Source organism: Streptomyces sp. NPDC088733 (assembly GCF_044751185.1).
Classification (GTDB): Bacteria; Actinomycetota; Actinomycetes; order Streptomycetales; family Streptomycetaceae; genus Actinacidiphila.
In genome coordinates this window covers 1-21,497 of sequence record NZ_JBIVLH010000014.1, presented here as the reverse complement: position 1 = coordinate 21,497, position 21,497 = coordinate 1, and the positions used below count along the sequence as shown (strand labels likewise).

Annotated in this window: 19 protein-coding genes; 11 read left to right on the top strand and 8 right to left on the bottom strand. The window is 70.3% G+C overall.

Annotated elements, in window-relative coordinates:
• The first annotated feature begins 13 nt into the window (after window positions 1-13).
• The 3 genes from ACIP64_RS24815 to ACIP64_RS24805 all read left to right on the top strand — a co-directional run bounded on the left by ACIP64_RS24815 (window position 14) and on the right by ACIP64_RS24805 (window position 3,272).
• On the top strand, window positions 14-1,339 hold the full coding sequence (locus tag ACIP64_RS24815; protein ID WP_401590677.1) for a sensor histidine kinase: 1,326 nt from the start codon (window positions 14-16) through the stop codon (window positions 1,337-1,339).
• Window positions 1,336-2,013 carry a response regulator gene (locus ACIP64_RS24810; RefSeq protein ID WP_401590675.1) on the top strand — a complete coding sequence of 226 codons (678 nt, stop codon included), beginning with the start codon at window positions 1,336-1,338 and terminating at the stop codon, window positions 2,011-2,013. The genes ACIP64_RS24815 and ACIP64_RS24810 overlap by 4 nt, the downstream gene beginning before the upstream one ends.
• A 170-nt stretch (window positions 2,014-2,183) precedes the next feature.
• Window positions 2,184-3,272: a methyltransferase domain-containing protein gene (locus tag ACIP64_RS24805; RefSeq protein ID WP_401591112.1), complete on the top strand. Its 1,089-nt coding sequence runs from the start codon at window positions 2,184-2,186 to the stop codon at window positions 3,270-3,272.
• A gap of 253 nt (window positions 3,273-3,525) precedes the next feature.
• Here ACIP64_RS24805 and ACIP64_RS24800 read toward each other — a convergent pair whose 3' ends face one another.
• From ACIP64_RS24800 to ACIP64_RS24790, 3 genes are read right to left on the bottom strand one after another with little or no spacing between them, the layout of a single operon-like run.
• Window positions 3,526-5,826 (bottom strand): FtsX-like permease family protein, encoded by a 2,301-nt coding sequence (locus ACIP64_RS24800; protein WP_401590672.1) that lies wholly within the window; start codon window positions 5,824-5,826, stop codon window positions 3,526-3,528.
• Entirely contained in the window at window positions 5,823-6,521 is a 699-nt protein-coding gene (locus ACIP64_RS24795; protein ID WP_401590669.1) for an ABC transporter ATP-binding protein, read from the bottom strand. The genes ACIP64_RS24800 and ACIP64_RS24795 overlap by 4 nt, the downstream gene beginning before the upstream one ends.
• Window positions 6,518-7,042: a PadR family transcriptional regulator gene (locus tag ACIP64_RS24790; RefSeq protein WP_360907915.1), complete on the bottom strand. Its 525-nt coding sequence runs from the start codon at window positions 7,040-7,042 to the stop codon at window positions 6,518-6,520. The genes ACIP64_RS24795 and ACIP64_RS24790 overlap by 4 nt, the downstream gene beginning before the upstream one ends.
• Window positions 7,043-7,249: 207 nt before the next feature.
• Between ACIP64_RS24790 and ACIP64_RS24785 the strand changes: the two genes are divergently transcribed.
• The 4 genes from ACIP64_RS24785 (at window position 7,250) to ACIP64_RS24770 (ending at window position 11,039) form a co-directional block, all read left to right on the top strand.
• Window positions 7,250-8,020, top strand: coding sequence for a hypothetical protein (locus tag ACIP64_RS24785; protein WP_401590666.1), 771 nt, complete (start codon window positions 7,250-7,252; stop codon window positions 8,018-8,020).
• Window positions 8,021-8,107: 87 nt separating this feature from the next.
• A complete protein-coding gene (locus ACIP64_RS24780; RefSeq protein ID WP_360908249.1) occupies window positions 8,108-8,782 on the top strand; it encodes a response regulator transcription factor in 675 nt (224 codons plus the stop codon).
• Window positions 8,779-10,134, top strand: coding sequence for a sensor histidine kinase (locus tag ACIP64_RS24775; protein WP_401590663.1), 1,356 nt, complete (start codon window positions 8,779-8,781; stop codon window positions 10,132-10,134). Before ACIP64_RS24780 ends, ACIP64_RS24775 begins: the two co-directional genes overlap by 4 nt.
• Before the next feature lie 170 nt (window positions 10,135-10,304).
• Window positions 10,305-11,039: a GNAT family N-acetyltransferase gene (locus ACIP64_RS24770; protein WP_401590660.1), complete on the top strand. Its 735-nt coding sequence runs from the start codon at window positions 10,305-10,307 to the stop codon at window positions 11,037-11,039.
• Between the two features lie 175 nt (window positions 11,040-11,214).
• Here the strand turns inward: ACIP64_RS24770 and ACIP64_RS24765 are convergent, their stop codons facing one another.
• Window positions 11,215-12,129 (bottom strand): LysR family transcriptional regulator, encoded by a 915-nt coding sequence (locus ACIP64_RS24765; protein ID WP_401590657.1) that lies wholly within the window; start codon window positions 12,127-12,129, stop codon window positions 11,215-11,217.
• 73 nt (window positions 12,130-12,202) lie between these two features.
• Between ACIP64_RS24765 and ACIP64_RS24760 the strand changes: the two genes are divergently transcribed.
• The gene (locus tag ACIP64_RS24760; protein ID WP_401590654.1) at window positions 12,203-12,841 is read left to right on the top strand and encodes a LysE family translocator; all 639 of its coding nucleotides are present in this window, start codon (window positions 12,203-12,205) and stop codon (window positions 12,839-12,841) included.
• Between the two features lie 132 nt (window positions 12,842-12,973).
• Here the strand turns inward: ACIP64_RS24760 and ACIP64_RS24755 are convergent, their stop codons facing one another.
• Window positions 12,974-13,858 (bottom strand): alpha/beta fold hydrolase, encoded by an 885-nt coding sequence (locus ACIP64_RS24755; RefSeq protein WP_401590652.1) that lies wholly within the window; start codon window positions 13,856-13,858, stop codon window positions 12,974-12,976.
• Window positions 13,859-14,350: 492 nt separating this feature from the next.
• On the opposite strand from ACIP64_RS24755, the gene ACIP64_RS24750 reads away from it, so the two are divergent.
• The 3 genes from ACIP64_RS24750 to ACIP64_RS24740 all read left to right on the top strand — a co-directional run bounded on the left by ACIP64_RS24750 (window position 14,351) and on the right by ACIP64_RS24740 (window position 18,033).
• Window positions 14,351-15,856, top strand: coding sequence for an MFS transporter (locus ACIP64_RS24750; RefSeq protein ID WP_401590649.1), 1,506 nt, complete (start codon window positions 14,351-14,353; stop codon window positions 15,854-15,856).
• 167 nt (window positions 15,857-16,023) lie between these two features.
• Window positions 16,024-17,520, top strand: coding sequence for an MFS transporter (locus ACIP64_RS24745; RefSeq protein WP_401590646.1), 1,497 nt, complete (start codon window positions 16,024-16,026; stop codon window positions 17,518-17,520).
• 57 nt (window positions 17,521-17,577) lie between these two features.
• Window positions 17,578-18,033, top strand: coding sequence for a MarR family winged helix-turn-helix transcriptional regulator (locus ACIP64_RS24740; RefSeq protein ID WP_401590643.1), 456 nt, complete (start codon window positions 17,578-17,580; stop codon window positions 18,031-18,033).
• A 153-nt stretch (window positions 18,034-18,186) separates the two neighbouring features.
• Here ACIP64_RS24740 and ACIP64_RS24735 read toward each other — a convergent pair whose 3' ends face one another.
• The 3 genes from ACIP64_RS24735 to ACIP64_RS24725 form a co-directional block, all read right to left on the bottom strand.
• Window positions 18,187-19,089, bottom strand: coding sequence for a hypothetical protein (locus ACIP64_RS24735; RefSeq protein ID WP_401590640.1), 903 nt, complete (start codon window positions 19,087-19,089; stop codon window positions 18,187-18,189).
• Window positions 19,090-19,345: 256 nt separating this feature from the next.
• Entirely contained in the window at window positions 19,346-20,029 is a 684-nt protein-coding gene (locus ACIP64_RS24730; RefSeq protein WP_401590637.1) for a hemerythrin domain-containing protein, read from the bottom strand.
• Between the two features lie 75 nt (window positions 20,030-20,104).
• Complete coding sequence (locus ACIP64_RS24725) at window positions 20,105-21,361, bottom strand: ammonium transporter (protein WP_401590634.1); 1,257 nt, start codon at window positions 21,359-21,361, stop codon at window positions 20,105-20,107.
• Window positions 21,362-21,497 lie beyond the last annotated feature (136 nt).

Below are 21,497 nucleotides of genomic sequence, written 5' to 3'. Positions count from 1 at the left end.
ACGAGTGACATCCATGAGCCATCAGGACACCGCCCCTTTCGACCCGGGCCTGCCGCCGGCCGCGGACGGCGATCCGCTGTCGGGCCATCCGGTCTTCCTGCGTTTGGCCGGGGTCGGTCAGCGTGTGCGGCAGGCGGACCGCGACCATCCGTGGGTGCTGGACACGCTGGTGGTGATCGTGGTCCTGCTGGTGTTCTGCGTTCCCGATCTGGTCCACGACGACGACGGCCCGCGCGAGCACCGGATCGCCTTCACCCAGTTGCCGCTGCCCGCGACGGTGCTGTTGCAGGCGGGTCTGCTGCTGCCCTTGCTGTGGCGGCGCAGGCGCCCGGCGACCGCCTTCGGCGCTGTCATGGCGGTGTTCGTGGTGCAGTGGGCCCTCGGCGCGGTGCTCCGGGCGGACGTCGCCCTGCTGGTCGCCCTGTACAGCCTGGCGTTGCACGGGCGGCTGCGGCAGTTGGCGTGGGCCTGCGTGGCGATGGCCGGGGGCCTGGCGCTGGTGGCGGTACGGCTGTCCGCCGCGGTGTCCTTCTGGGATTCGTCGTTCTTCCTGTTCAGTACCGCGACCGCGGCCGTCGCGGTCGGCATCGCGGTACGGATCCGCCGTGCCCAGCTGGCCGGCCTGCGGGAGCGGGCGGCCCGCCTGGAGGTCGAGAGGGATCAGCGCAGCAGGCTTGCCGCGGCGAGCGAACGCACCCGCGTGGCCCGTGAGATGCACGACATCATCGGGCACAACCTCTCCGTGATCGTCACACTGGCCGACGGCGGCGCGTACGCGGTGGCGGCCTCCCCCGAGCGCGGCCGGGAGGCCCTGACGCTGATCGGTGACACCGGCCGGCAGGCGCTGGGCGAGCTGCGCCGTCTGCTCGGCGTGCTGCGTGACCAGACGGCGCACCAGGCTCCGGAGCTGAACCCTCAGCCGGGCATCGCCGACATCGACGCCCTGTGCTCCCGGATCCGCGCGGCCGGACCCGAGGTCGTCTACACAGCGGGCGGCGACCTGGACACCCTGGACCGCGGCTTGCAGCTGATGGCCTACCGCATCGCGCAGGAAGCACTCACCAACACCCTCAAGCACGCCGGACCGCAGACGCGGGCACACCTCACGGTGGCCGCCGACAGTGCCCGGCTGCGGGTCCGCGTCGAGGACAGCGGGCCGCCCGGCGAGGCTCCGCGCCTCCGGCCGGGAGAGGAGGGGCACGGGCTCGCGGGCATGCGAGAGCGCGCCGCCCTCTACGGCGGAACGGTCACGGCGGGCCCCGGCTCCGACGGCGGCTGGACGGTGGTGGCCGTCCTCGAACTCCCCCAAGAGCTCGACACCGTGGGCGGCCTGACATGACCACAGTTCTGATCGTGGACGATCAGCCCTTGCAACGCTACGGCTTCCGCATGCTCCTCGAGAGCCAGCCGGGGACGGACGTGGTCGGCGAGGCCGGGCACGGCACCGAGGCGGTGCGGCTGGCCGCGGAGGTGAGACCGGACGTCGTGCTGATGGACATCCGGATGCCCGGCATGGACGGCATCGAGGCCACACGCCTCATCGTCGGCACGGGAGGACGCTCACGTGTCCTCGTCCTGACCACCTTCGACCTCGACGAGTACGCCCATGCCGCACTGCGCGCCGGGGCAAGCGGGTTCCTGCTCAAGGACGCCCGCCCCGAGGAGTTGCTGGCGGGGATCCGTGCGGTCGCGGAAGGCGACGCGGTCGTCGCCCCGGCCGTGACCCGGCGCCTTCTCGACGCCTACGCCCACCACCTGCCGGCTCGCCCTCCCGGTGCCGCGGCGGCCGACGACCCCCGGCTGAACGCCCTGACCGGACGCGAGCGGGAGATCCTGGTCGCCATCGGAAAGGGGTGGACGAACGGCGAGATCGCGGAGCGTCTGGTCCTGTCGGAATCGACCGTCAAGACCCATGTCGGGCGGGTGCTGATGAAGGTCGGTGCCCGCGACCGCGTGCAGGCCGTCATCTTCGCCTACGACCTGGGGCTCACCCGGCCGAGTCCACCCGAATGACCTCGGCCGGCAGGCCGCACTCCCCCACATACTCTCCCAGGGCAGGGGTGGTTGACGGCGCAGATCGGACTTCCGGGGCCCGGGAGAGTCGGACAGGGGCGAGCGTTGACCCTCACGTGGCGTGATGCCGCATTGTCGGTGACGTGGAGGAGCACCTGACCGTGGGACGTGTGGCCGAGCTGGCCGGCGTGAGCGTCCGCACGCTGCACCACTATGACGAGATCGGCCTCGTGCAACCGTCCGCGCGGACCGCTGCCGGTTACCGGGCCTACTCGGCTCGCGACGTGGAGCGACTGCGGGAGGTGCTTGCCTACCGGCGGCTGGGTTTCGGATTGCGCGACATTGCGGATCTGGTTCACGACCCGGCCACCGACGCGGCCGCGCACCTGCGCCGGCTGCGCGGTCTGCTGCTGGAACAGCGCGAGCGCGCCGCTGCCATGGTGACGGCCATCGACATAGAACTGGAGGCACGGGCCATGGGCATCAGGACGACGCCTGAGGAACAACTGACAATGTTCGGAGCGCAGTTGTACGAAGTGATCGGATCCGCCTACCCAGCGACACGGCGCACCGAGCCGCGGATCGCCGCGAAGATCTGGGAGGCGCTGGGGGACGCGACGACGGTACTGAACGTCGGCGCGGGCACCGGCTCCTACGAGCCACCCGACCGCGACGTGACCGCGGTGGAACCGTCGGCGGTCATGCGGGCGCAGCGTCCCACGGGCGCGGCGCCGTGCGTGGCCGCCACGGCGGAGAGCCTCCCGTTCGAGGACCAGTCCTTCGACGCGGCGATGGCCTTCAGCACCGTTCATCACTGGCAGGACCCGATCGCCGGGCTGCGCGAGATGCGGCGCGTGGCCCGCCGCGTGGTGGTGTTCACGCACGACACCGGTGACACCGGATGGCGTCACCGGTTCTGGCTTACCCGCGACTACCTGCCTGAGGTCGCCGGCCTCGTCGCCGGCCGGCCCTCGGTGGACCAGCTGGCCCGCGCGATCGGAGCTCGCATGGAGCCGGTACTCATCCCGTGGGACTGCGCTGACGGCTTCCTCGAGGCCTACTGGCGCCGGCCCGAGGCGTACCTGGATGAACAGGTGCGCCGCGCGGTGTCGGTATGGACCAGAGTCGGGCCGGAGGCCGAGCAGCGGGCAGTGAACAGCCTGCGCGACGACCTTTCCTCAGGCCGCTGGGCCGAGCGCAACCGTGACCTCGTCGATCTCGACGCAGCAGAGCTCGGCCTCCGCCTGCTCGTAGCCTGAACCCTCATGACCGCGGGACCGGGCTGGACCTGGAACCCGGTCACAGGGCGGTGGGGTGGCAGAACGACCCGTTTCTGGAGTGGCGTGAGATGTGCGGCCGTGACAGCGACAGCGACGGGTGATCGGCGAGGCTGCGCGATCGCTGCGTGGCGGGGCCGGCTTCTTCGACCAGGCGGTGCGCGATTCCGCGGCCCTGAACGAGGGACGGCTCGGTCCGGCCGAGGTGGGCCGGCCCGGACCGTCGTCGTCTCGGCTACTCGTTGCGTGCCGTCTCCGGTCCCGTGATGCGCCGGAGAAGCGGCATCGTGGATGCGATGACCCCCAGCGAGGCCACGAGCCCGGTGAGCACGATCGCGTAGTACTGGATCCCCGGTGCCTGGACCGAGTATCCGAACTGGGCCTGCAGGAAGAGCTGAGCGGCCAGGAAGCCCGTGCCGATCGCCACGGCGGAGACCACCAGGAGTGGCACGGCGGACTCCAGAAGCACCACGCGCCGCAGCATCCCGAGCGGTGTGCCGGTCAGCCGCAGCAGGCTGAAGGGGCGTTTGCGGTCGCGCAGGCCTCCGGCCACGTTCACCGCCAGGCTGCAGCCGGCGATGGGGAAACTCACCAGGACGACCACGTCGGCCAGTTGCCGGTAGCCGGCGAGCTGTGCGCCCATTTCGGCGTGATCCTCCTCGACGGTCCGTGGGACGTCCTGGCCGGGGTACGCGTTCATGAGGATGGTGCGCGCGCGTTCGATCGCCGTTGTCGAGCCGTCGGTGGCCACGACGATCTCCACGACCGGAAGGCGGGCGAGGCGTGGGGCGGAGATCCCGGCGGCGGGCCATGCCTCGGGCCAGTGCTCCCATTCATAGGTCCCGAAGGTGCCGAAGTACTGGGCGACCGACGCCGCTTCGGCTCCGGAGGCGCAGGTGTTGTGGGCCGGCATCGTCGCGAGTTGCGCGCACGAGGCCAGACCCGCCACCAGCGGTGTCGTGGAACCCTGGCCGTCGTAGCCGGGATCCGGTGTGCCGAGCGGGTTCGTGTGGATCACCAACACGCCCGTGACGCCCGGTACGGAGTTCAGGTCGTCGAGGGCCGCCTTCGAGGGAGGGGGCACGCTGCCGATCGGACGCCCTGTCGCGTGGTCGAAGTCGTAGACGTAATGGGTGTCGACGGCGCCGGCGACGGCGCGAGCGGCCGGCGGGATGCCGCGTTCGGCGTTCAGCGCGCCGATGATCCCGACGGCGGTGCTGGTCACGCACAGGGCGAGGACCAGTCCGCTGACGGCGCGGAAGCCTGCCTTCGGGTCGTCCGCGAGCCGCCGCCCCGCGACGAGCAGCGCCGGCCTGCTGGTGGCCCGGGCCAGGACTCGGGCCCCGCCCATGGTCAGCCACGGGCCGGCGATCACGAGTCCGGTGAGGACCAGCAGGATTCCCGAGACGAAGACCACGATCTGGCCGTCGGTGCTCTCGGGCACCCGGCCGATGACCCAGGAGAGTTCGGCGATGCCGGCGACCAGTGGGATCACCCGGTGGATCCGCGGCGGGCGGGGCGTGACGCGCCGGGTGACCCCCAGCGGGGAGACCTGTACGCGCCGCAGGGCGATCCGGGCCGCGATCGCGGCCCCTACGGGGACGGCGACGGCGACGAGAAGGACGTTGCCGGTGGAGAGCGTGAGGTCGTCGGCGAAGTACGGCGTCCCGGTGAGGTCGACAGCTGCCAACTGCGTGCGGAACAAGGAGAAGAGGCCGAAACCGGCGGCGGTGCCGATGACCGCGGCGACCGTTGATTCGACGGTCGCTATCACCGTGATCTGCCGCGGCGTGGCGCCGACCAGGCGCATCGCGGCGAAGCGCTGCTCGCGGCGGGCGGCCGCCAGCCGGGTGGCCGTGCCGATGAGGATGAGCACGGGGAAGATCAGGGCGGTGCCCGCGACGGAGAGGATGAGCTTGATCCCGCTGTTGTCGATGCCTGCCCTGACCGTGCAGTTCGTGCCGTTGCAGTTGCCGGGTGCGACGGTGGTGATCGAGGTGACCCGGGTCGCCCCGGGCCGCTTCGCCAACTCGTCGGGGTGGTGGCCGATGACGACGACCAGGGAGTCGGGGCCCGGGAGTGCCGCCGTGCCGACCGTACCGACCTCGTGGCCGGGGTAACGGTCGGCGAGTTCGGCGGCCGGGGTGGAGTGGAGGAGCTTGCCGAGGGCCGGCGACACGTAGAACTCGCCCGGTCCTGGAAGGCGCGGAAGTCCGGGTGGGACCGGGGCGTTCGGGCCGGTGGCGGCGACGTCGACACGGCCGATGAGCCTGCCGTCGAAGCGGTCGGCCCTGAGCAGCCACCACAGCGGGTCCGCGTCCGCGTCCGATTCCGCGGCCGACGCGTGTGGTGCGCTCTTGCCGGTGCCGGTGTTGAGCCAGGCGTTGCGGCTGTTCTGGGTGGCGGTGGCATTGACGGCCGCCAGGATGCTCAGCAGGAGGCCGACTCCCACGGCAACGGCGGCCGCGATGACGGCGAGCCGGGCGGCGGCCTCTCTGCCGCCGTTCAGGGTGAGGCGCAGGCCGAGGTTGATCACGAGGCGATCCGTCCGACGGACAGCGGCGTCACCGTGCCGTCGCGGACGACGACTTCGCGGCTTGCGAAGGCGGCCACCCGCGGCTCGTGGGTGACGAGGACGACGGTGGTGCCCTCCTGGCGCACGGAGTCGACCAGCAGGTCCATGACGTGCTCGCCGGTGAGTGAGTCGAGCGACCCGGTCGGCTCGTCGGCGAACAGCACGCGGGGCCGGGACACCAGGGCGCGGGCCAGGGCGACGCGTTGGGCCTGCCCGCCGGAGAGTTCGCCGGACCGGCGTCCCTCGAGCCCGTCCAGGCCGAGCCGTCCGAACCACCGCCGGGCCTCGGCGAGCGCGCTCGCCCTGCGGGACTTGGCGAGCAGCAGCGGCAGGGCGATGTTCTCCTCGGCGGTCAACTCGGGGACGAGCTGGCCGAACTGGAACACGAAGCCGAAGTGGTCCCGGCGCAGCGCGCTGCGCTCGGCTTCGCGCTCGGTGTCGAGACGCCGTCCGTCGAACCAGATCTCGCCGGCGTCGGGGACCAGGATCCCGGCCAGGCAGTGCAGCAGCGTGGATTTGCCGGACCCGCTGGGCCCGGTGACGGCCAGGATCTCGCCGGCGCGGACGGAGAGGTCGGCTCCCCGCAGCGCCGGGGTCTGCCCGAACGACAGGACGGCGTTGCGGGCTTCCACGAGCCGGCCTTCGTTCGAATTCATGAGCGGACCTCCGCGGTGAGGGCGGCGAGGCGTGCCACGGTCTGGTCGATCCACCGGAGGTCGGCCTCCAGGTGGTAGACGCCGTGGTCGGCGAGGAGCGAGTCGATGGTGCTGCCGGTCCTGCGCAGTTCGGTCAGTTCCCGCATCCGCTCCATGTGGGAGGCGCGCTGGATGTCGAGATAGGCGCGGGGGTCGCGCTCCAGCAGCAGCGCCAGTACGACCTTGGTGAACAGCACGGTCTGCAAGTGCGGTTCACCCGCCACGGGTTCGGTGAGCCAGGTCTCGACCTGCGTGACCCCCAGCTCGGTGATCACGTACCGCTTGCGGTCCGGGCCCGACCCGGGCTCGGCCTCGCCGACCTCGACCTTCCCGTCGCGGGCGAGGCGGCTCAAGGTCGAGTACACCTGCCCGGCGGGCAGCGGCTTGCCCCGGCCGAAGTAGGCGTCGTAATCGCGTTTGAGGTCGTAGCCGTGGCTCGACTCCCGTTCGAGGAGCCCGAGGAGCGCCAGAGGAACAGTCATACCTCAGTGTCTACACTCAGTATCTACTCGACGTCAACGAGCCTGCCGACGGGGGCCATTGGAGAGCGTGGGTGATGAGCGCGCGCCCATTGCGCCTTATAAGGCCGTCCTAAGGTTTCCTGAGAGTTCCCTTGAGTTCCGGACGGTCTGCTGGATCGCGGGCGCCGGCGGCCGCCGGTTCGCCCGTGAACCCGAAGGAGACCACGCATGAGCAGCAAGGCGCGTTGGATCACCGTGGCGGCCGCGGCCGCCACGGTGGGCTGCCTGACGGCGTCCGCAGTCGCGGCCCCGTCGCCCGGCCCGGCCAAGGCGGGGGCCGCCACAGCCGTCGAGGCGAAGGTCAAGCCGGGCACGTCCGGAACGGCCGCGGAGGCGGAGAAGGCAAAGAAGGCCGGAAAGCCTGGGAAGCCCGGGGGGCCCGAGGAGGACCGTGCACGGATCGCGGCGTCGCTGGCGAAGGGCATCGCCGCCCGCCTGAGCGTGAGCCTCGCGTCCGCGCAGGAAGCGGTGAAGGAACTGTTCGCGCTGGCCGACGGCCCGGGCGGCGGCACCGACCCGAACAGCCGTCAGTTCGCCGCCGTCGCCGGCAAGCTCGGAGCCACCCCCGCGGAACTCGAGAAGGCCCTCACCGAGACCAAGCGGGCCATCGGCGGACACGTCGAAGGCGGCAAGCACGGGGGCGAGGGCAAGCCGGGAGACGGCAAGACCGTCATCAAGCACGCGGGCTCGGACGGTGACGAGGCCGTGAAACTCTTCGCGGCGGGCGTCGCCACCCGGCTGGGTGTGGGGACCGCCGCGGCGGAGCGAGCGGTCAGGGAGCTGTTCACGCAGGCCGGCCGACCGGGCGGCATCGAGGTCGGCAGCACCAAGTTCCGGGCCATCGCCAAGGAACTCGGGGTCAGCGCGGCCCGGTTCGAGAAGGCCCTGTCCGGCACCAAGCAGGAGCTGGCCGCCCAGGGACCGTCCACGAAGGGCTGAGCCATCACGCGGGGCGGCCGGCCCGGAGCAGTCCGGTCCGGCCGCCCCTTATCCCTTGCTGACCTCACGGACGGGACGATGACGGCCATGCGTGTGCTGGTGGTGGACGACGACGACGCGGTGCGCCTGGCGCTCTCCCGGGCCCTGGCGCGGGACGGCCATGAGGTGGTCGAGGCGGCGGACGGGACGGGGGCCCTGGCGGCACTCGGGGCCGGCCGCGCTGACGCCGTCATCCTCGACGTGCTGATGCCGGAGCCCAACGGGCTGGAGGTGTGCCGGAGGATCCGGGCACGGGGCGACCGCGTGCCGATCCTGATGCTCACGGCACGCGACCTCGTCGAGGACCGCGTGGCCGGACTGGACGCGGGCGCCGACGACTACCTGGTCAAGCCCTTCGCCCTGGACGAGCTCAGGGCTCGTGTCCGTGCGCTGCTGCGCCGCGGCGGCCCTCCGCAGGCGGAGCTGATCCGCTTCGCCGACCTGGAACTGGACGTGGCCGCCTGCCGCGCACGCCGCGGCGATCGGACGCTGGAACTCACCCGTACCGAGTACGCCCTGTTCGAGCTCTTCCTCCGCAACCCCCATCGCGTACTGAGCCGCTCGCTGATCTTCGACGCGGTGTGGGGCTACGACTTCGGCCCGTCCTCCAACGCCCTGTGGGTCTACATCAGCTACCTGCGCGCCAAGCTGGAGGCCGACGGCGAACCACGACTGCTGCAGACCGTCCGCGGACTGGGCTACGTACTGCGGGAGGAGCCGTGACTCTGCGCAACCGGGTGGCCCTGGCCGGCGGCACCGTGGTCTTCGCGGCCCTGCTGCTGGCCTCGCTGGTCATCTACCCGTCGCTCAGTGCCGGGCTGCACCGGCAGAGCGACGACGTGCTGACGTCCGCCGCCGACCGTGACGCGTCGCAGCTGCTGAAGGACTTCAAGTTCAAGATGGAGCAGATGGAACGGGAAGGCACCCGCCTGACCGTGCCGACCTCGCCGGTCACCGTCGGCTCCACACAACTGCAGTTCGTGGCCCCGCCGGTCGCAGCCGGACCGGGCGGCGGCTTCCTTCCCGTCAGCAGCCACGACGTCGAGGTCGCGCGGGGCAGGGCGCCGGCGTATTTCCAGGACGCGGAGTACGAAGGCGTGACGTACCGCGTCTACACCGCGCCGTTGAGCGGCTGGGACGGTGCGCTGGTCAGAGCCGCCATCCGGCAGTCCGTCGTCAGCTCCACCCTGGACCGGCTCACCGTCCTCCTGGCCGTCATCACCGCCGGCGGCACCCTGCTGGCCGCGCTCGGCGCCCGCCTCGTGGCCGGCCGGGTACTGCGCCCCGTGCGGCAACTCACCGACACCGTCGAACACATCACGGCGACCCAGGACCTCACCGCGCGCATCGACGTGCACGGCCGCGACGAGATCGCCCGGCTGGCGCGCTCCTTCGCCGCGATGATGGCCGCGGTCGAGGAGTCGGTGACGGCACAACGACGGCTGGTCTCCGACGCCTCGCACGAACTGCGCACCCCTCTCACGAGTATCACCACCAACCTGGAACTGCTGAGCGAGGGGCCCGGCGTGGCCGACCCGCAGGCGCCCGCGCTGGTCGAGCAGGCCCGCACGCAGACCCGGGAACTCCGGGACCTGGTCAACGACCTGGTCGAACTGGCCCGCCACGGGCAGCAGCACCTTCACACCGAGGACACCCGCCTCGATCTCCTGGCCGAGCGGGTCGTCGCGCGTATCGCCCGGCGCGGCCCTCAGGCCACCCTGCGGACCGACCTGGCCCCGTGCCTGGTGCACGCCGATCCAGATGCGCTGGAACGGGCCCTCGGCAACCTCGTCGACAACGCGGTCAAGTGGAGCCCGGACGGCGGCCAGGTGCTGGTCCGAGTCGCCCCCGACGGCACGGTCACGGTCACCGACCAGGGCCCCGGCATCCCGGCGGACGACCTGCCCTTCGTCTTCGACCGCTTCTACCGCTCGCCGACCGCCAGGTCCCTACCCGGCTCCGGACTCGGGCTCGCCATCGTCAAACAGGTCGCCGAGATGCACGGCGGCCGCGTTACCGCCGAGCTGGCGGAGCACGGGCTGTGCATGCGGCTCCGCCTCCCTCCCGCAACGTGACCCCGGACTGAGGCCGGGCATCCCCGGCGCCGCAGGGCCGTGAACTGCGCGGACACTGCGCCGTTCAGATACGGCAGATACGCCCGGCCCATCATGAAGGCTCCGAATCGGCTGCATACAATGCTCACCATGCCCGGCTGAGGGACCCGGGCAAGGTGCAAGGGGGCGACATGCTGTGGTCACGCCGGCGCGCGGGGCGAGCAGCCCCGATGCTGCCTGTGCCGGGCACCTGCGCGAATCGGCGGCACGTCATCCGGACAGAGCGCCTACTCTGCTACACACCGGAGACCTCTCTGGACATCGCGGCCAGGTTGGCTGCCGCCGCAGACCCTGAAGCGCAGCGGTGGCTCGGTGTAGCCGAGCACGAGGCGACTGTCCACTTGGCTGATGCCCGCGTCCGCGAAGCTGTGGTGAACCTCCGCCCCGGTGACCCCGACTCCCTCAATGCGGCCCCGTGGACGCGGCAGATGCGTGCCGAGCCCTTTGAGCCCAGAGACGAAGCAGCGACTCTCATCGCTGTACGCCGTGACGACGGCAGATACGCCGGTTCCATCGACCTGCATCATGACCTCCAGCTGATCGGCGGATGCCTGGCCCCCCACGCACGCGGCACAGGGATGGGCACGGAACTGTTCCTGGCGGCCGCACTGCTCGCGCATACTCATTTCGGACTGCCGACCATCGGCGCGGGCTACGAGGTGACGAACACCGCGTCCGCCAGGGCGCTCGCCGCCGCCGGCTTCGTCCCCGCTGACGGGCCGCCGACCCACACCCTCGAAAACGGCCGCGAGATTGAGGCACGCTGGGTACAGCACGTTGCCGAGCGGCCGACCTCGCGGTGCCGCGGTGCCGGACCCACGACTCCGAGCAAGGCGAAGAGCGGCTCGGTCTCCGACAGCGCCTGACGTTCCCTGGTACAGCCGTACAGTTCGATGATCGCGATGCCCCAGCCGAAGGACAGCGCCCGACCGGCGCCCGCGTCCTCGCCGCGCGTCGTCGAACGTCGCCCAGGACACAGCGGCGATCGGGCCGCCTGCGCCGTCAATGGTGATGCCGACGATGTGACCGGCGAATCCTCGGTCATCCTGCTGGTGGCTTGCGGTAGGTGCCGAGGAGCAGGGCGCGCAGTGTGCGCAACGCCGGCGAGGTGTCGTCGTTGCGGGAGGCAAGGGCGATGGTCCGGTGCAGTCCTGGTGGTGCGAGCGCGCGTACCCCGAGAGGCACCGCGGACGACGCGGCCATCATCCGTGGCACCAGTCCTACTCCGAGGCCGGCGCTCACGAGCGCGCACACTGTGACGTAGGCCGGTGTCTCGCACACCACCACCGGCCGTACACCCGCGGCTCGCAGTGTCGCCTCGATGGCTCGCCGGTTCGGGTGGTCGGGGGTGCTGCTCACCAGAGGCTGACCCTCCAGTTCCGCCCACTCCAGCGGATTGGGGGCGGCCGCCAGCAGGTGCCCGGGGGCAGTGATCAGAACGAGGTCCTCCACCAGCAGAGGCTCGACCGCCACCCCTGTGGGCGGAGCCGGGTCCGGCCCTCCTTCATAGACGTGGGTCAGGGCGAGATCGGCATCTCCGGCGGCCACGGCGGCGACTCCCGCCGGGGGCTCGTACTCCGCGACGACCACATCCACCTGCGGATGCTCCCTACGGAGGGCGGTGAGTACGGGTGGCAGCAGGTGGATGCCCGCGGTCGTGAACGTGCCGATCCGCAGCCGGCCGCCCGCCGGCCCCGCCAGCTGCGACAATTCCAGGCGCGCGCGATCCATCTCGTCGAGAGCCCGACGAGCGTGACTGACGAGCACTTCACCGGCTGCCGTCAGACGTGCGCCGCGGTGCGTCCGCACCAGGAGCTCCGCTCCGGCCTCCCGTTCCAGCTTGGCCAGTTGCTGTGAGAGCGCGGGGGCGGTGTAGCCGAGGCGAGCGGCGGCCCGGGTGATGGAACCGGCCTCGGCCACGGCCACCAGTGCAGCGAGACGGGTCGAGTCGAACATTAAGCATCCCTTTGGGCTGGGCGTCAAGATTCCAAATACACCCTAAAGGCCACAAGGCTCCACGATGACAGGCATGAACCCACAGCTCATCACCTTCACTGGAGTGGCGGCCGGCATGGTCGTCATGCCCGGCGCGGACTTCACCGTGGTCGTGCGCAACGCGCTGGTGTCCCGCCGGACCGGAATCGCCACGGGCATCGGAGTCGCCTGCGGACTGCTGGTGCACACGATGCTCGCCGTCGCGGGGCTCGCGGCGGTACTGGTGGCCGTGCCGACGCTCTTCCTGCTGGTGCAGGTACTCGGCGGCGGCTACTTGGTCTACCTGGGCGCGCGGGTCCTCATCGCGGCGGCGCGCCAGGGCCGGCACACGGTGGAGCCGGCGCCCGGCCACGCATCACGCACCGCTCACGGAACCCTTCCGGGGCTGCGGCAGGGCTTCCTGACCAACGCGCTCAATCCCAAGGCGCCCGTCTTCTTCCTCAGCCTGCTCCCGCAGTTCGTGCCGCCCGGGCAGCCGGCGATGCCGCTGACGCTGATACTCAGTCTGATCGTCGTGACCCTGGCCCTGGTCTGGTTCCCCACCGTGGCGTTGCTGGTCGACAGGCTCGGTGCCTGGCTTCGCAGGCCGGCAGTGGCACGCCTGGTACAGACTGCGAGCGGCTCCATGCTGGTCGTTCTCGGAGCGGTACTGCTGACCGGGACCCATGTGTGATCACGTGTGTGCTCCTCCGCTCCCGGACGCCTCGCGGGACGAACCGGCGGATCCGTGACGCTCAGTGACACGGCAGGCCCGCTGCCGCTGCCAAGGAGGGCTGACCACCGAGGTCCACCTCGGTTCGCAAGGTCAGAGCGTCGTCAGGAGCTCGTCGACCATGGCCCCGATCCCGTCGAGCTGAACCATGAGGTGGCCCTTGTCCGGGAGCATGCGCAGCAGTGAGTTGGGCATCTGCTCACTGAGGCGGCGTCCGTGCGACGGCGGGACGACGCGGTCGGCTGCGCCGTGCCAGATGAAGCAGGGCACCTGGATGGCGATCAGGTCGAACCCCCAGGGGCGGACGAAGGCGAGGTCGTCGTCGAGCCATCCGTCGACTCCGTCCCGCAGGGCGTGGGCCCACTGCCCTGCCAGTTCCTCCGCCGGTCCTCCCTCCGCGTCCAAGGACATGGCTGTGCGTTCCTCGTCGGACAGCAAGGACGTCAGCATCGCGCGGACGGCGTCGACCGCATCGGGCCGCCGCATCGCGACGGCATCCGCTTCCAACGCGGGCCGCACAGCGGCTTCCCCTTGCAGGGCCAGCCCGAACTCCTTGATGTTCTGGTCCCCCATTTCCGACAGGAAGTCGAACCCGGGTGTGTCGTACGGCGCGAGGCTGCACGAAGCCGCCACGGCGGCCACCCGCCCGGGAAGCGCCGCGGCCGTGGCCAGTGCGTGCGGACCGCCACCGGAGTGGCCGAGGACGAGACAGCGCTCCTCCTCGAGGTGATCGAGCAGCGCCTCGACGTCGGCGGCGACGTCGAGGACCTTACGACCGGGCTTGCGGGTCGAGTCACCGTAGCCGGGACGGGAGAAGGTGACGAGGCGCAGGCCCCTGTCCCAGGCGTCTCTCTGCATGACGCGGTTCTGGGCCAGGGCGCCGGGTGTGCCGTGATGGTAAATCAGCGGAACACCTCCGGGAGGACCGGAAACGGCGATGTCGAGGTGCCTGCCGTCCGGCAGGGTGATGAGGGTCATTGCAGTTGTGCTCCAGGGGTTGGGCTGCACTCGGGAGCCGCTTCGGCAGCGGTGAGAGACAGCGATGTCCCGGTGCAGGCAGTGGCGCCAGGTGTCCCGTCGGCCTCGCGGGGGCCGGGCGTCGCTGCTCCTTCAGAAGGGCGGCAGCACCCGGATCTGTGCTCGGCAAGGCTCATCGAGGTGTCGCCGAACCTATATCGAATAGGTTGACTGGTCAACCTATGTCGAGTAGGCAGGTTCGCCCCGCATTCGCCCCGGCGGTCGCCGCCGACCCGGCCGCGTGCGGCCTCGAATTGCCGGCGAGCAGGCGAATTAGTTGCATCTTCAACCTCTCGTGATACGCTCCACCGAACAAACTCGTTGATGTGTCATCTATTTGACCATGGGCGAACCGACGGGGGATGTGCATACGCGGCTCAGGCGGAGCGTCTGTACCCAGGCTGCTTCACGTGCGCGCTGCACAGAGATCGATGCGGGAGATTCGGAGATCCGATGAGCAGTTCGACAGCTATGGCCCCCGGTCGGAACGCTGCCCGGCCGCGGCAGGACGCCCGGCGATGGTGGGCCCTGTCCGTGATCGCACTGGCGCAGCTCATGGTGGTGCTCGATGCCACCATCATGAGCATCGCGTTGCCCTCGGCCCAGCGTGACCTCGGGCTGACCGATGGCACCCGGCAGTGGGTCGTGACCGCATACACAGTGGCGTTCGGCGGGCTGCTCCTGGTCGGGGGCCGCGTCGCCGACCGTGTCGGCCGCAAACGGGCCTTCGTTGTCGGGCTGGTCGGGTTCGGTGCGGCCTCCGCGGTCGGCGGTGCGGCCGCCGGGCCCGCGATGCTGTTCGCGGCCCGTGCGGGACAGGGGTGCTTCGCCGCGCTCCTTGCTCCTTCCGCGCTCTCCCTGCTGGCCACGACCTTTACGGACGGCAAGGAACGCGCCAAGGCGTTCGGCGTCTTCGGAGCGCTGGCCGCTGCCGGCGGCGGGATCGGCCTCCTGCTCGGCGGCGTCCTGACGCAGTACCTCGACTGGCGCTGGTGCCTGTATGTCAATGTGGCCATCGCAGCCATAGGCGTGGTCGGCGCGGCGCTCTTCCTCGACCACCGCGCCGGACACCGCGCGGCCGGATTCGACGGGCCCGGGATCGTCCTGAGCAGCAGCGGCCTCGTCACCGTGGTGTACACGGTGAGCCGGGCGGAGTCCGACGGCTGGCTGTCCGGCACAGTCCTGCCTCTGCTCGCGGGTGGCGTCGTACTCCTTGCGGCGTTCACCTGGTGGCAGGCCCGCGCCGCCAGTCCCCTGCTTCCCTTGCGGATCATCGCCTCCCGCGCCCACGGCGGTCCCATGCTGACCCTGTGCCTGGCCATGGTCGGACTCTTCGGGGCGTTCTTCTTCCTCACCTACTACCTGCAGAACGTCCTCGGGTACTCCGCCCTGAAAAGCGGTTTCGCGTTCTTGCCGATGTCCGCGTTCATCCTTCTGACCTCCACTCAGCTCTCCGCCCGACTGCTGGCCCACGTCGCCCCGCGCCTGATGATCGCCCCGGGGCTGGCCATCGCCTCGCTCGGCATGCTGACCTTCACCACGCTGAGCGCCCGCTCCGCGTACGCCACCCACGTCCTGCCCGGCGCCGTACTCATCGGCTTCGGCATGGGCCTGGTCTTCATGCCCGTCATGGCCACCGCCACGGCAGGAGTCGCTCCCCAGGACGCGGGCGTCACCTCCGCCGCCGTGAGCACCGCGCAGCAGGTGGGTGGCTCCATAGGTACTGCCCTGTTGAACACGATCGCCACCAGCTCGGCCAGCCACTGGATCTCGACGCACCTCGCCGGGAACGGCGGGGCACAGGCGACCTCCGCTCAACGTCAAGCGATTGTCCGCGCCGGAGCGGTCCACGGTTTCACCACCGCCTTTTGGTGGGCGGCAGCCATCATGCTCGCCGGCGCGCTCGCCGCGGCCTTCGTGATCGACGTTCCTTCACCACGCCGCCGCGCGACGACGTGAACATCCCCACCGGACCCGATCACCCGCAGCTGTAGTCGCGGCGGACGGCCGGACCACAGCCGACGGGCGACGGAAGAGCCCGAGCCGGGACCCGCGTCGCCGGCCGCGCCTGCGCGCGACATCCACTACTGCCCCGGCAACCGGACCGACACATCGCAAGGTTGCTCATGACCCAAGAGAGCGCCGCCCGCGCGGAGATCCATATGAAGCGTCCAGGTTCCCCCACGGCCGTAGTCGCCGTGCTCGCCACCGCCGGTCTGCTGGCATCGTTGCTGCAGACACTGGTCGTCCCACTCATCCCGGACTTCCCCCTGCTGCTGGACACCTCGCCCCCGGGCGCCTCATGGGTGGTGACCATCACACTCATCACGGGTGCGGTTGTCACTCCTGTGAGCGGCCGCATCGGCGATCTCTTCGGCAAACGACGCGCTCTGCTGCTGACGCTTGCGGCGGCGGTCGTCGGATCGGTGGTTTCCGCGCTCACCAGTTCGCTGTGGCCGATGGTGATCGGCCGTGGACTGCAGGGTTGCGTGATCGGGGTGATACCGCTGGCTCTGGGTGTCTTCCGGGACGCGCTGCCGTCCGCCCGGATCAGTGGTGCGATCGCCTTCCTCAGCGCGATCCTCGGCCTGGGTGCCGTCGCGGGGATACCGCTGGCAGGCCTGGTCGCCGAGCACTTCGACTGGCACGTGCTGTTCTGGGCGTCGGCCCTGCTGGGCGCGCTCTGCGCCGTCCTCGTCGCGCTACTGGTCCCCCGGTCGCAACGGACCTCCACGGGACGGTTCGACGTTGTCGGCACCGTCGGTCTGACCGCGGGGTTGATCGGACTCCTGCTGCCGGTCGTCAACGCGGCGGAATGGGGTTGGCACAGCACCCGGACCCTCGGTCTGGGCGCCGCGGCGCTGCTGGTGCTGCTCGCCTGGGGCGCGCACCAGTTGCACACACGCTTCCCGATCGTGGATCTGCGGCTCGCCGCACAGCGCCCGGTTCTGATGACCAACCTGGCCACTGTGGGGATCGGGTTCGCGGTCTACACCATGCTTTTCGTGTTCCCGCAGGTCCTGCAGGCGCCGACCACCACCGGCTACGGATTTGGGCTGAGCCTCGTACGAGCCGGTGCCGCCGTCCTTCCCAACGGCCTGGCCGCGCTCCTCGTCGCCCCGGTCGCCACCCGCGTGGTCGCGAGGTACGGGGCACGACTCGCCATGATGGCGGGCTCGACGATCATGGCTGCCGGCTACGTCTTCATCGCGCTGCGCATGGGCAGCGTCACCGACTTCGTCATCGCCGCGACGGTGGTCGGGGCCGGAGCGGGCACAGCCATCGCGGCCACATCGATGCTGATCACGAACGCGGTCCCGGCGAGTGATACGGCGTCCGCCAACGGCGTCAACACCTTGATGCGGTCCGTCGGTGGTGCGGCCGCCGGCACGGTGCTGGTGCTGGTTCTGGCCCACTCCGCCATCGCGGTCGGCACGACGACGTTTCCCTCACAACAGGCGTTCCGCACCTCGTTCGTCGTGGCGGCCGCGGCGGCACTCGTCGGCCTGGCCCTCACCACCCTCGTACCGGGGCGCATGCCGGTCGGTCCGCGGGGAAGAGGGCCTCTTCAAGGGCAGGAACGCGACCGACATCACGCGGGAGATGCTCGTGCGGGCACCTGATCGTGAGCGGTGCACGACACAAGGTGACGTATCAACCTTTGATCTACACTGACGCGCATGACCGAGACATCCGCCTGGCTCAGCGCAACGGAACAGCAGGCCTGGCGCAGTTTCCTTCGCATGCGTGACAGGCTCACCGGTCAGCTGACACGTGAGCTGCTGACGGATTCGGGACTGTCCGCCGCGGATTACGGGGTGCTGGTGCAACTGACCGACATACCCGACGGCCGGCAGCCGGTGCTGGAACTGGCGAAGGCGCTGGAGTGGGAGAAGAGCCGGATGTCCCACCATGTCGACCGGATGGCCAAGCGCGGTCTCGTGGCCCGGGAGGAGTCGGTGGAGGACCGGCGAGTGTCCTTCGTGCTGATCACACCGGCCGGTCGTGAGGCCATCGCTGCCGCTGCGCCCCGTCATGTCGCAGCGGTTCGCCGACTCGTCGTCGACGCGTTGACGCCGGCGGAACTCGCGATGCTCGGCCAGATCTCGGACCGAATCCTCGAACGACTGGAGTGAACCAGGTCGCACCGGGGACCTGCGAACGCCGGGCGACGGTTCACGAGCCAACCGCTCAACGACTCGCCCCCGAAACCAATCGGGTGTGGTCCCCCGCCAAGACGGCGATCCGGTGGGGCTGCCGCCCCACCGGATCCGTCCACCGTCAGATCCTCAGCCAGGCATCGGTTGCGGATGCCCAGCGTTGCTGCGGGGACGGGCCCGAGAGCGAGGTCCGTTCGGGAAGACGGGCCACTCCCGGACCGCGCCCGCCACCCACGGGTCCAGCTCGTCCAGCAGTTTCACCACCTGATCGAAGTCGAGGGCGGGCCCGCGCAGGGTGTCGACGACGGTCTGCAGAGCTGCGACACCTGCCGTCTCCCACAAGCGCTTGGCCAAGACCTGAAGGCCGAACTCGAACCAGACGTAGTTCGAGCCGTCGCCCCGGAGCGAGTCACGCATGTCGGGCAAGGTGCGTACGGGCCACTGTCCGCCGGGAGAGGCCCAGGTGACTTCGAACGCCGTCTCCAGCCGTTCCGCCTGGTCGGGTTCCACCTCCTGGACGTACCCCTGCAGGCCGAGGTTCGCCGCCAGCTCGCTCAGCCACAACGAGACGCGCCCGTTGTCCCCCCAGGACGTCGATCCCATGTGCGCCAGGTGTGTCAGTTCGTGGGAAACCAGGAGGTCCGCGAAAGAACCGAGGTCGATCTCGTTCCCGTACACCTGGCGGAGGCGGTCGAGGCCCGCGGAGTCCACGTGCGGCGTGATCGCCTCGATGGCGGTGGTCCAGAACGCGGCGGGCCGCTGACCGACGACGATCCTGTCGAGTTCGACGTGCGGCATGCCGTACACGGGGAAGGTGGCCACCTGTTCCCAGTTCTCGGGGCCGACGACGAACAACGGAGGGGTCGCGGGCAGGACGACGGCTTCCTGGAGCCAGGCAACCGTACGCGCGGTCCGCTCCGCGACAGCGCGCCCCCGGGGTGCGCCGCCAGGGCTCGCGAAGACCCGGAAGGGAAAGCCGTCGAGCGACTCGAGCCCACGCAGGTCGTACGACGAGCCGGGTTGTGCGGTCATGTCCCGGTCCCCGGATTCAGGGGCGTCGCTTTGAGAGGTCATTGATGTTCTTCCTTGGAAGGGCGTCGTGGCCCTCTGCAGGGCTGGAGGAATGTGACTGCGGGTGTGTTCGGCGGACTGCCCTGCGTCCGCCGGCAGCGTCCGAAACCGCCCAGTTGTTCAAGGACACGGGATCCAACAGGGCGAGAGCAAGAGGGGCCTCCTGGAGATCGGTGTGGATTGCACCCCGAACTGCCAAGAGGCCCCCGCTTTCACCTCAGCGCGTGACGCGCTGCGGGGTGGCCGTGCCGTGGATGCGCTTGGCGTGCTTGGCGTACAGGCGCGGGGCCAGGACGGGCATGAGCAGTCGCGCGGGCAGCGGGGCCTCGGAGAGTATCGCCTTGATCACCTCGGGGTTGCCCTCGTACATCGCCATGCCGAAGATGACCGGGAGGGCCTTCTTCGGGGCCTCGGCCAGTCCGTGCTCACCCATCTTGTTCCACTCGGCCGCGGTGACGTGCTTCTCGGCGAGGGGCAGGATCCGCTCCTCCTCCATGGCCATGTGCTCCAGCAGGACGACCAGCAGCCGGTCGAGGACATCGGCGAGTCCGCTCCCGCCACGGGCAGTGGATCGCCACTGCGGCAGCAGGCGCGCGAGCTCGGCGTTGGCGGTCTCGATGGCGTGGTGCTGTTCCTCCATGGCCGGCACGATGGCCTTGGCCTCCTCCCCGCCCCGCTGGTCGAGCAGTGGCCAGAGGATCAGGTCCTCGCCCTCGTGGTGGAGGTGCAGAAGTCCGCTGAGGAGCTCGATGTGCGCGCCCACGACCTCCGAGCGCTCCGTGTCTCCCGGTGCGACAGCCCTGACGAGCCGCGGGAGCAGGCCGATCTCACGGCCGAAGAGGGTGTGCAGCACATACATGTCCCGCACGTCGGCCATGGGTTCATTGGTGGTAGGGCTCATGGGATTCTCCGTTGCTGGTTGCTGATGTCCGCCGGCAGTCCCGCCGGGCGGGCGCCGTTTCAGGTGTTCGGGTGATCAGGAAGCGATGCCGGTCGGCGGCACGAGCTGGATCTCCTTGACGGTGGAGTACTCGTACGCGGTCTCGGCGTGCACGTACTGGTCGAGGCCGGCGATTTCGTGGTGGCGTGCAACGCGGAAGCCGACGGTGATCTCGATGGTCTTGGCCAACACCCAGGACATCGCCAGGGAGTAGGCGGCGACGGCGAAGGCTCCGACGGCCTGCTTGCCGAGCTGTTCGGGGCCCGCGCCGGCCACGAGTCCATCGGTGGTGTCGAAGACGCCGATCAGGAGGGTGCCGACGAGGCCGCCGGCGGCGTGGACGCCGACCACGTCGAGGGAGTCGTCGTAGCCGAGGCGGTCCTTCAGGCCCACGGCCCAGGCGCAGACGACGCCGGCGGCGACCCCGATGGCAAGGGCGCCCCAGATGTTCACCGCGGCGCAGGCGGGGGTGATGGCGACGAGTCCCGCGACGGCGCCGGACGCGGCGCCGAGGGAGGTGAAGGCCCCGCTGCGCAGGCGTTCCCAGGCGAGCCAGCCCATCATGGCCGCGCCGGTGGCGACCTGGGTGTTCAGGAAGGCGATGCTGGCGGTGCCATTGGCGGCCAGCGCGGAGCCGGCGTTGAAGCCGAACCAGCCGAACCACAGCAGCCCGGAGCCGAGCATCACCAGCGGCAGGCTGTGCGGGCGCATCGGCTCCTTCTTGAACCCGACGCGCTTGCCGAGGACCAGGAGCGCGCCGAGCGCCGCCATGCCGGCGTTGATGTGGACTGCGGTGCCGCCGGCGAAGTCCTTGACGCCGAGTTTGAAGATCCAGCCGTCGGCCTGCCAGACCCAGTGGGCGACGGGGAAGTAGACCAGGGTCACCCACAGCGTGATGAACAGCATCCATGCGCCGAACTTGGCGCGGTCCGCGATCGCTCCGCTGATCAGGGCGGGTGTGATGACGGCGAACATCAGCTGGAAGGCGGCGAAGGCGAACACCGGGATGGTGCCGGTCAGGCTCTCGCCGGTGATGCCCCGCATGCCGGCGAGACCGAGGTTGCCGACCAGACCGCCGCCGGCGTCGTCACCGAAGGCCAGGGAGTAGCCGTAGGCCACCCACAGCACACTGACGATGCCCAGGCTGACGAAGCTCATCAGCAGCATGTTCAACACACTCTTGACCCGGACCATGCCCCCGTAGAAGAAGGCAAGGCCGGGCGTCATCAGCATGACCAGTGCCGCGCTGATGAGGACGAACGAGGTGTCGCCCGCGTCGAAGCCCTTGGGCATCGATGTCTCTCCAGATCTGTGAGGCCCGCCGCTGGCCGGCAGGGAGCGGTGGGTGCCGGACGGCAGCCGCTGGTCAGACGAGGTCGGCCTTCTCCAGGGCGGTGCAGCAGGTGTCGACCATGAGGCGGGTGACGGT

Bases quoted from the DNA above. Each gene is read 5' to 3' on its own strand.
- ACIP64_RS24780 (WP_360908249.1), top strand. From the start codon at position 8,108: ATGCGTGTGCTGGTGGTGGACGACGACGACGCGGTGCGCCTGGCGCTC.
- ACIP64_RS24745 (WP_401590646.1), top strand. From the start codon at position 16,024: ATGACCCAAGAGAGCGCCGCCCGCGCGGAGATCCATATGAAGCGTCCA.
- ACIP64_RS24790 (WP_360907915.1), bottom strand. From the start codon at position 7,042: ATGACTGTTCCTCTGGCGCTCCTCGGGCTCCTCGAACGGGAGTCGAGC.
- ACIP64_RS24735 (WP_401590640.1), bottom strand. From the start codon at position 19,089: ATGACCGCACAACCCGGCTCGTCGTACGACCTGCGTGGGCTCGAGTCG.
- ACIP64_RS24770 (WP_401590660.1), top strand. From the start codon at position 10,305: ATGCTGTGGTCACGCCGGCGCGCGGGGCGAGCAGCCCCGATGCTGCCT.
- ACIP64_RS24760 (WP_401590654.1), top strand. From the start codon at position 12,203: ATGAACCCACAGCTCATCACCTTCACTGGAGTGGCGGCCGGCATGGTC.
- ACIP64_RS24815 (WP_401590677.1), top strand. From the start codon at position 14: ATGAGCCATCAGGACACCGCCCCTTTCGACCCGGGCCTGCCGCCGGCC.
- ACIP64_RS24730 (WP_401590637.1), bottom strand. From the start codon at position 20,029: ATGAGCCCTACCACCAATGAACCCATGGCCGACGTGCGGGACATGTAT.
- ACIP64_RS24755 (WP_401590652.1), bottom strand. From the start codon at position 13,858: ATGACCCTCATCACCCTGCCGGACGGCAGGCACCTCGACATCGCCGTT.
- ACIP64_RS24795 (WP_401590669.1), bottom strand. From the start codon at position 6,521: ATGAATTCGAACGAAGGCCGGCTCGTGGAAGCCCGCAACGCCGTCCTG.
- ACIP64_RS24725 (WP_401590634.1), bottom strand. From the start codon at position 21,361: ATGCCCAAGGGCTTCGACGCGGGCGACACCTCGTTCGTCCTCATCAGC.
- ACIP64_RS24750 (WP_401590649.1), top strand. From the start codon at position 14,351: ATGAGCAGTTCGACAGCTATGGCCCCCGGTCGGAACGCTGCCCGGCCG.
- ACIP64_RS24740 (WP_401590643.1), top strand. From the start codon at position 17,578: ATGACCGAGACATCCGCCTGGCTCAGCGCAACGGAACAGCAGGCCTGG.
- ACIP64_RS24785 (WP_401590666.1), top strand. From the start codon at position 7,250: ATGAGCAGCAAGGCGCGTTGGATCACCGTGGCGGCCGCGGCCGCCACG.
- ACIP64_RS24765 (WP_401590657.1), bottom strand. From the start codon at position 12,129: ATGTTCGACTCGACCCGTCTCGCTGCACTGGTGGCCGTGGCCGAGGCC.
- ACIP64_RS24810 (WP_401590675.1), top strand. From the start codon at position 1,336: ATGACCACAGTTCTGATCGTGGACGATCAGCCCTTGCAACGCTACGGC.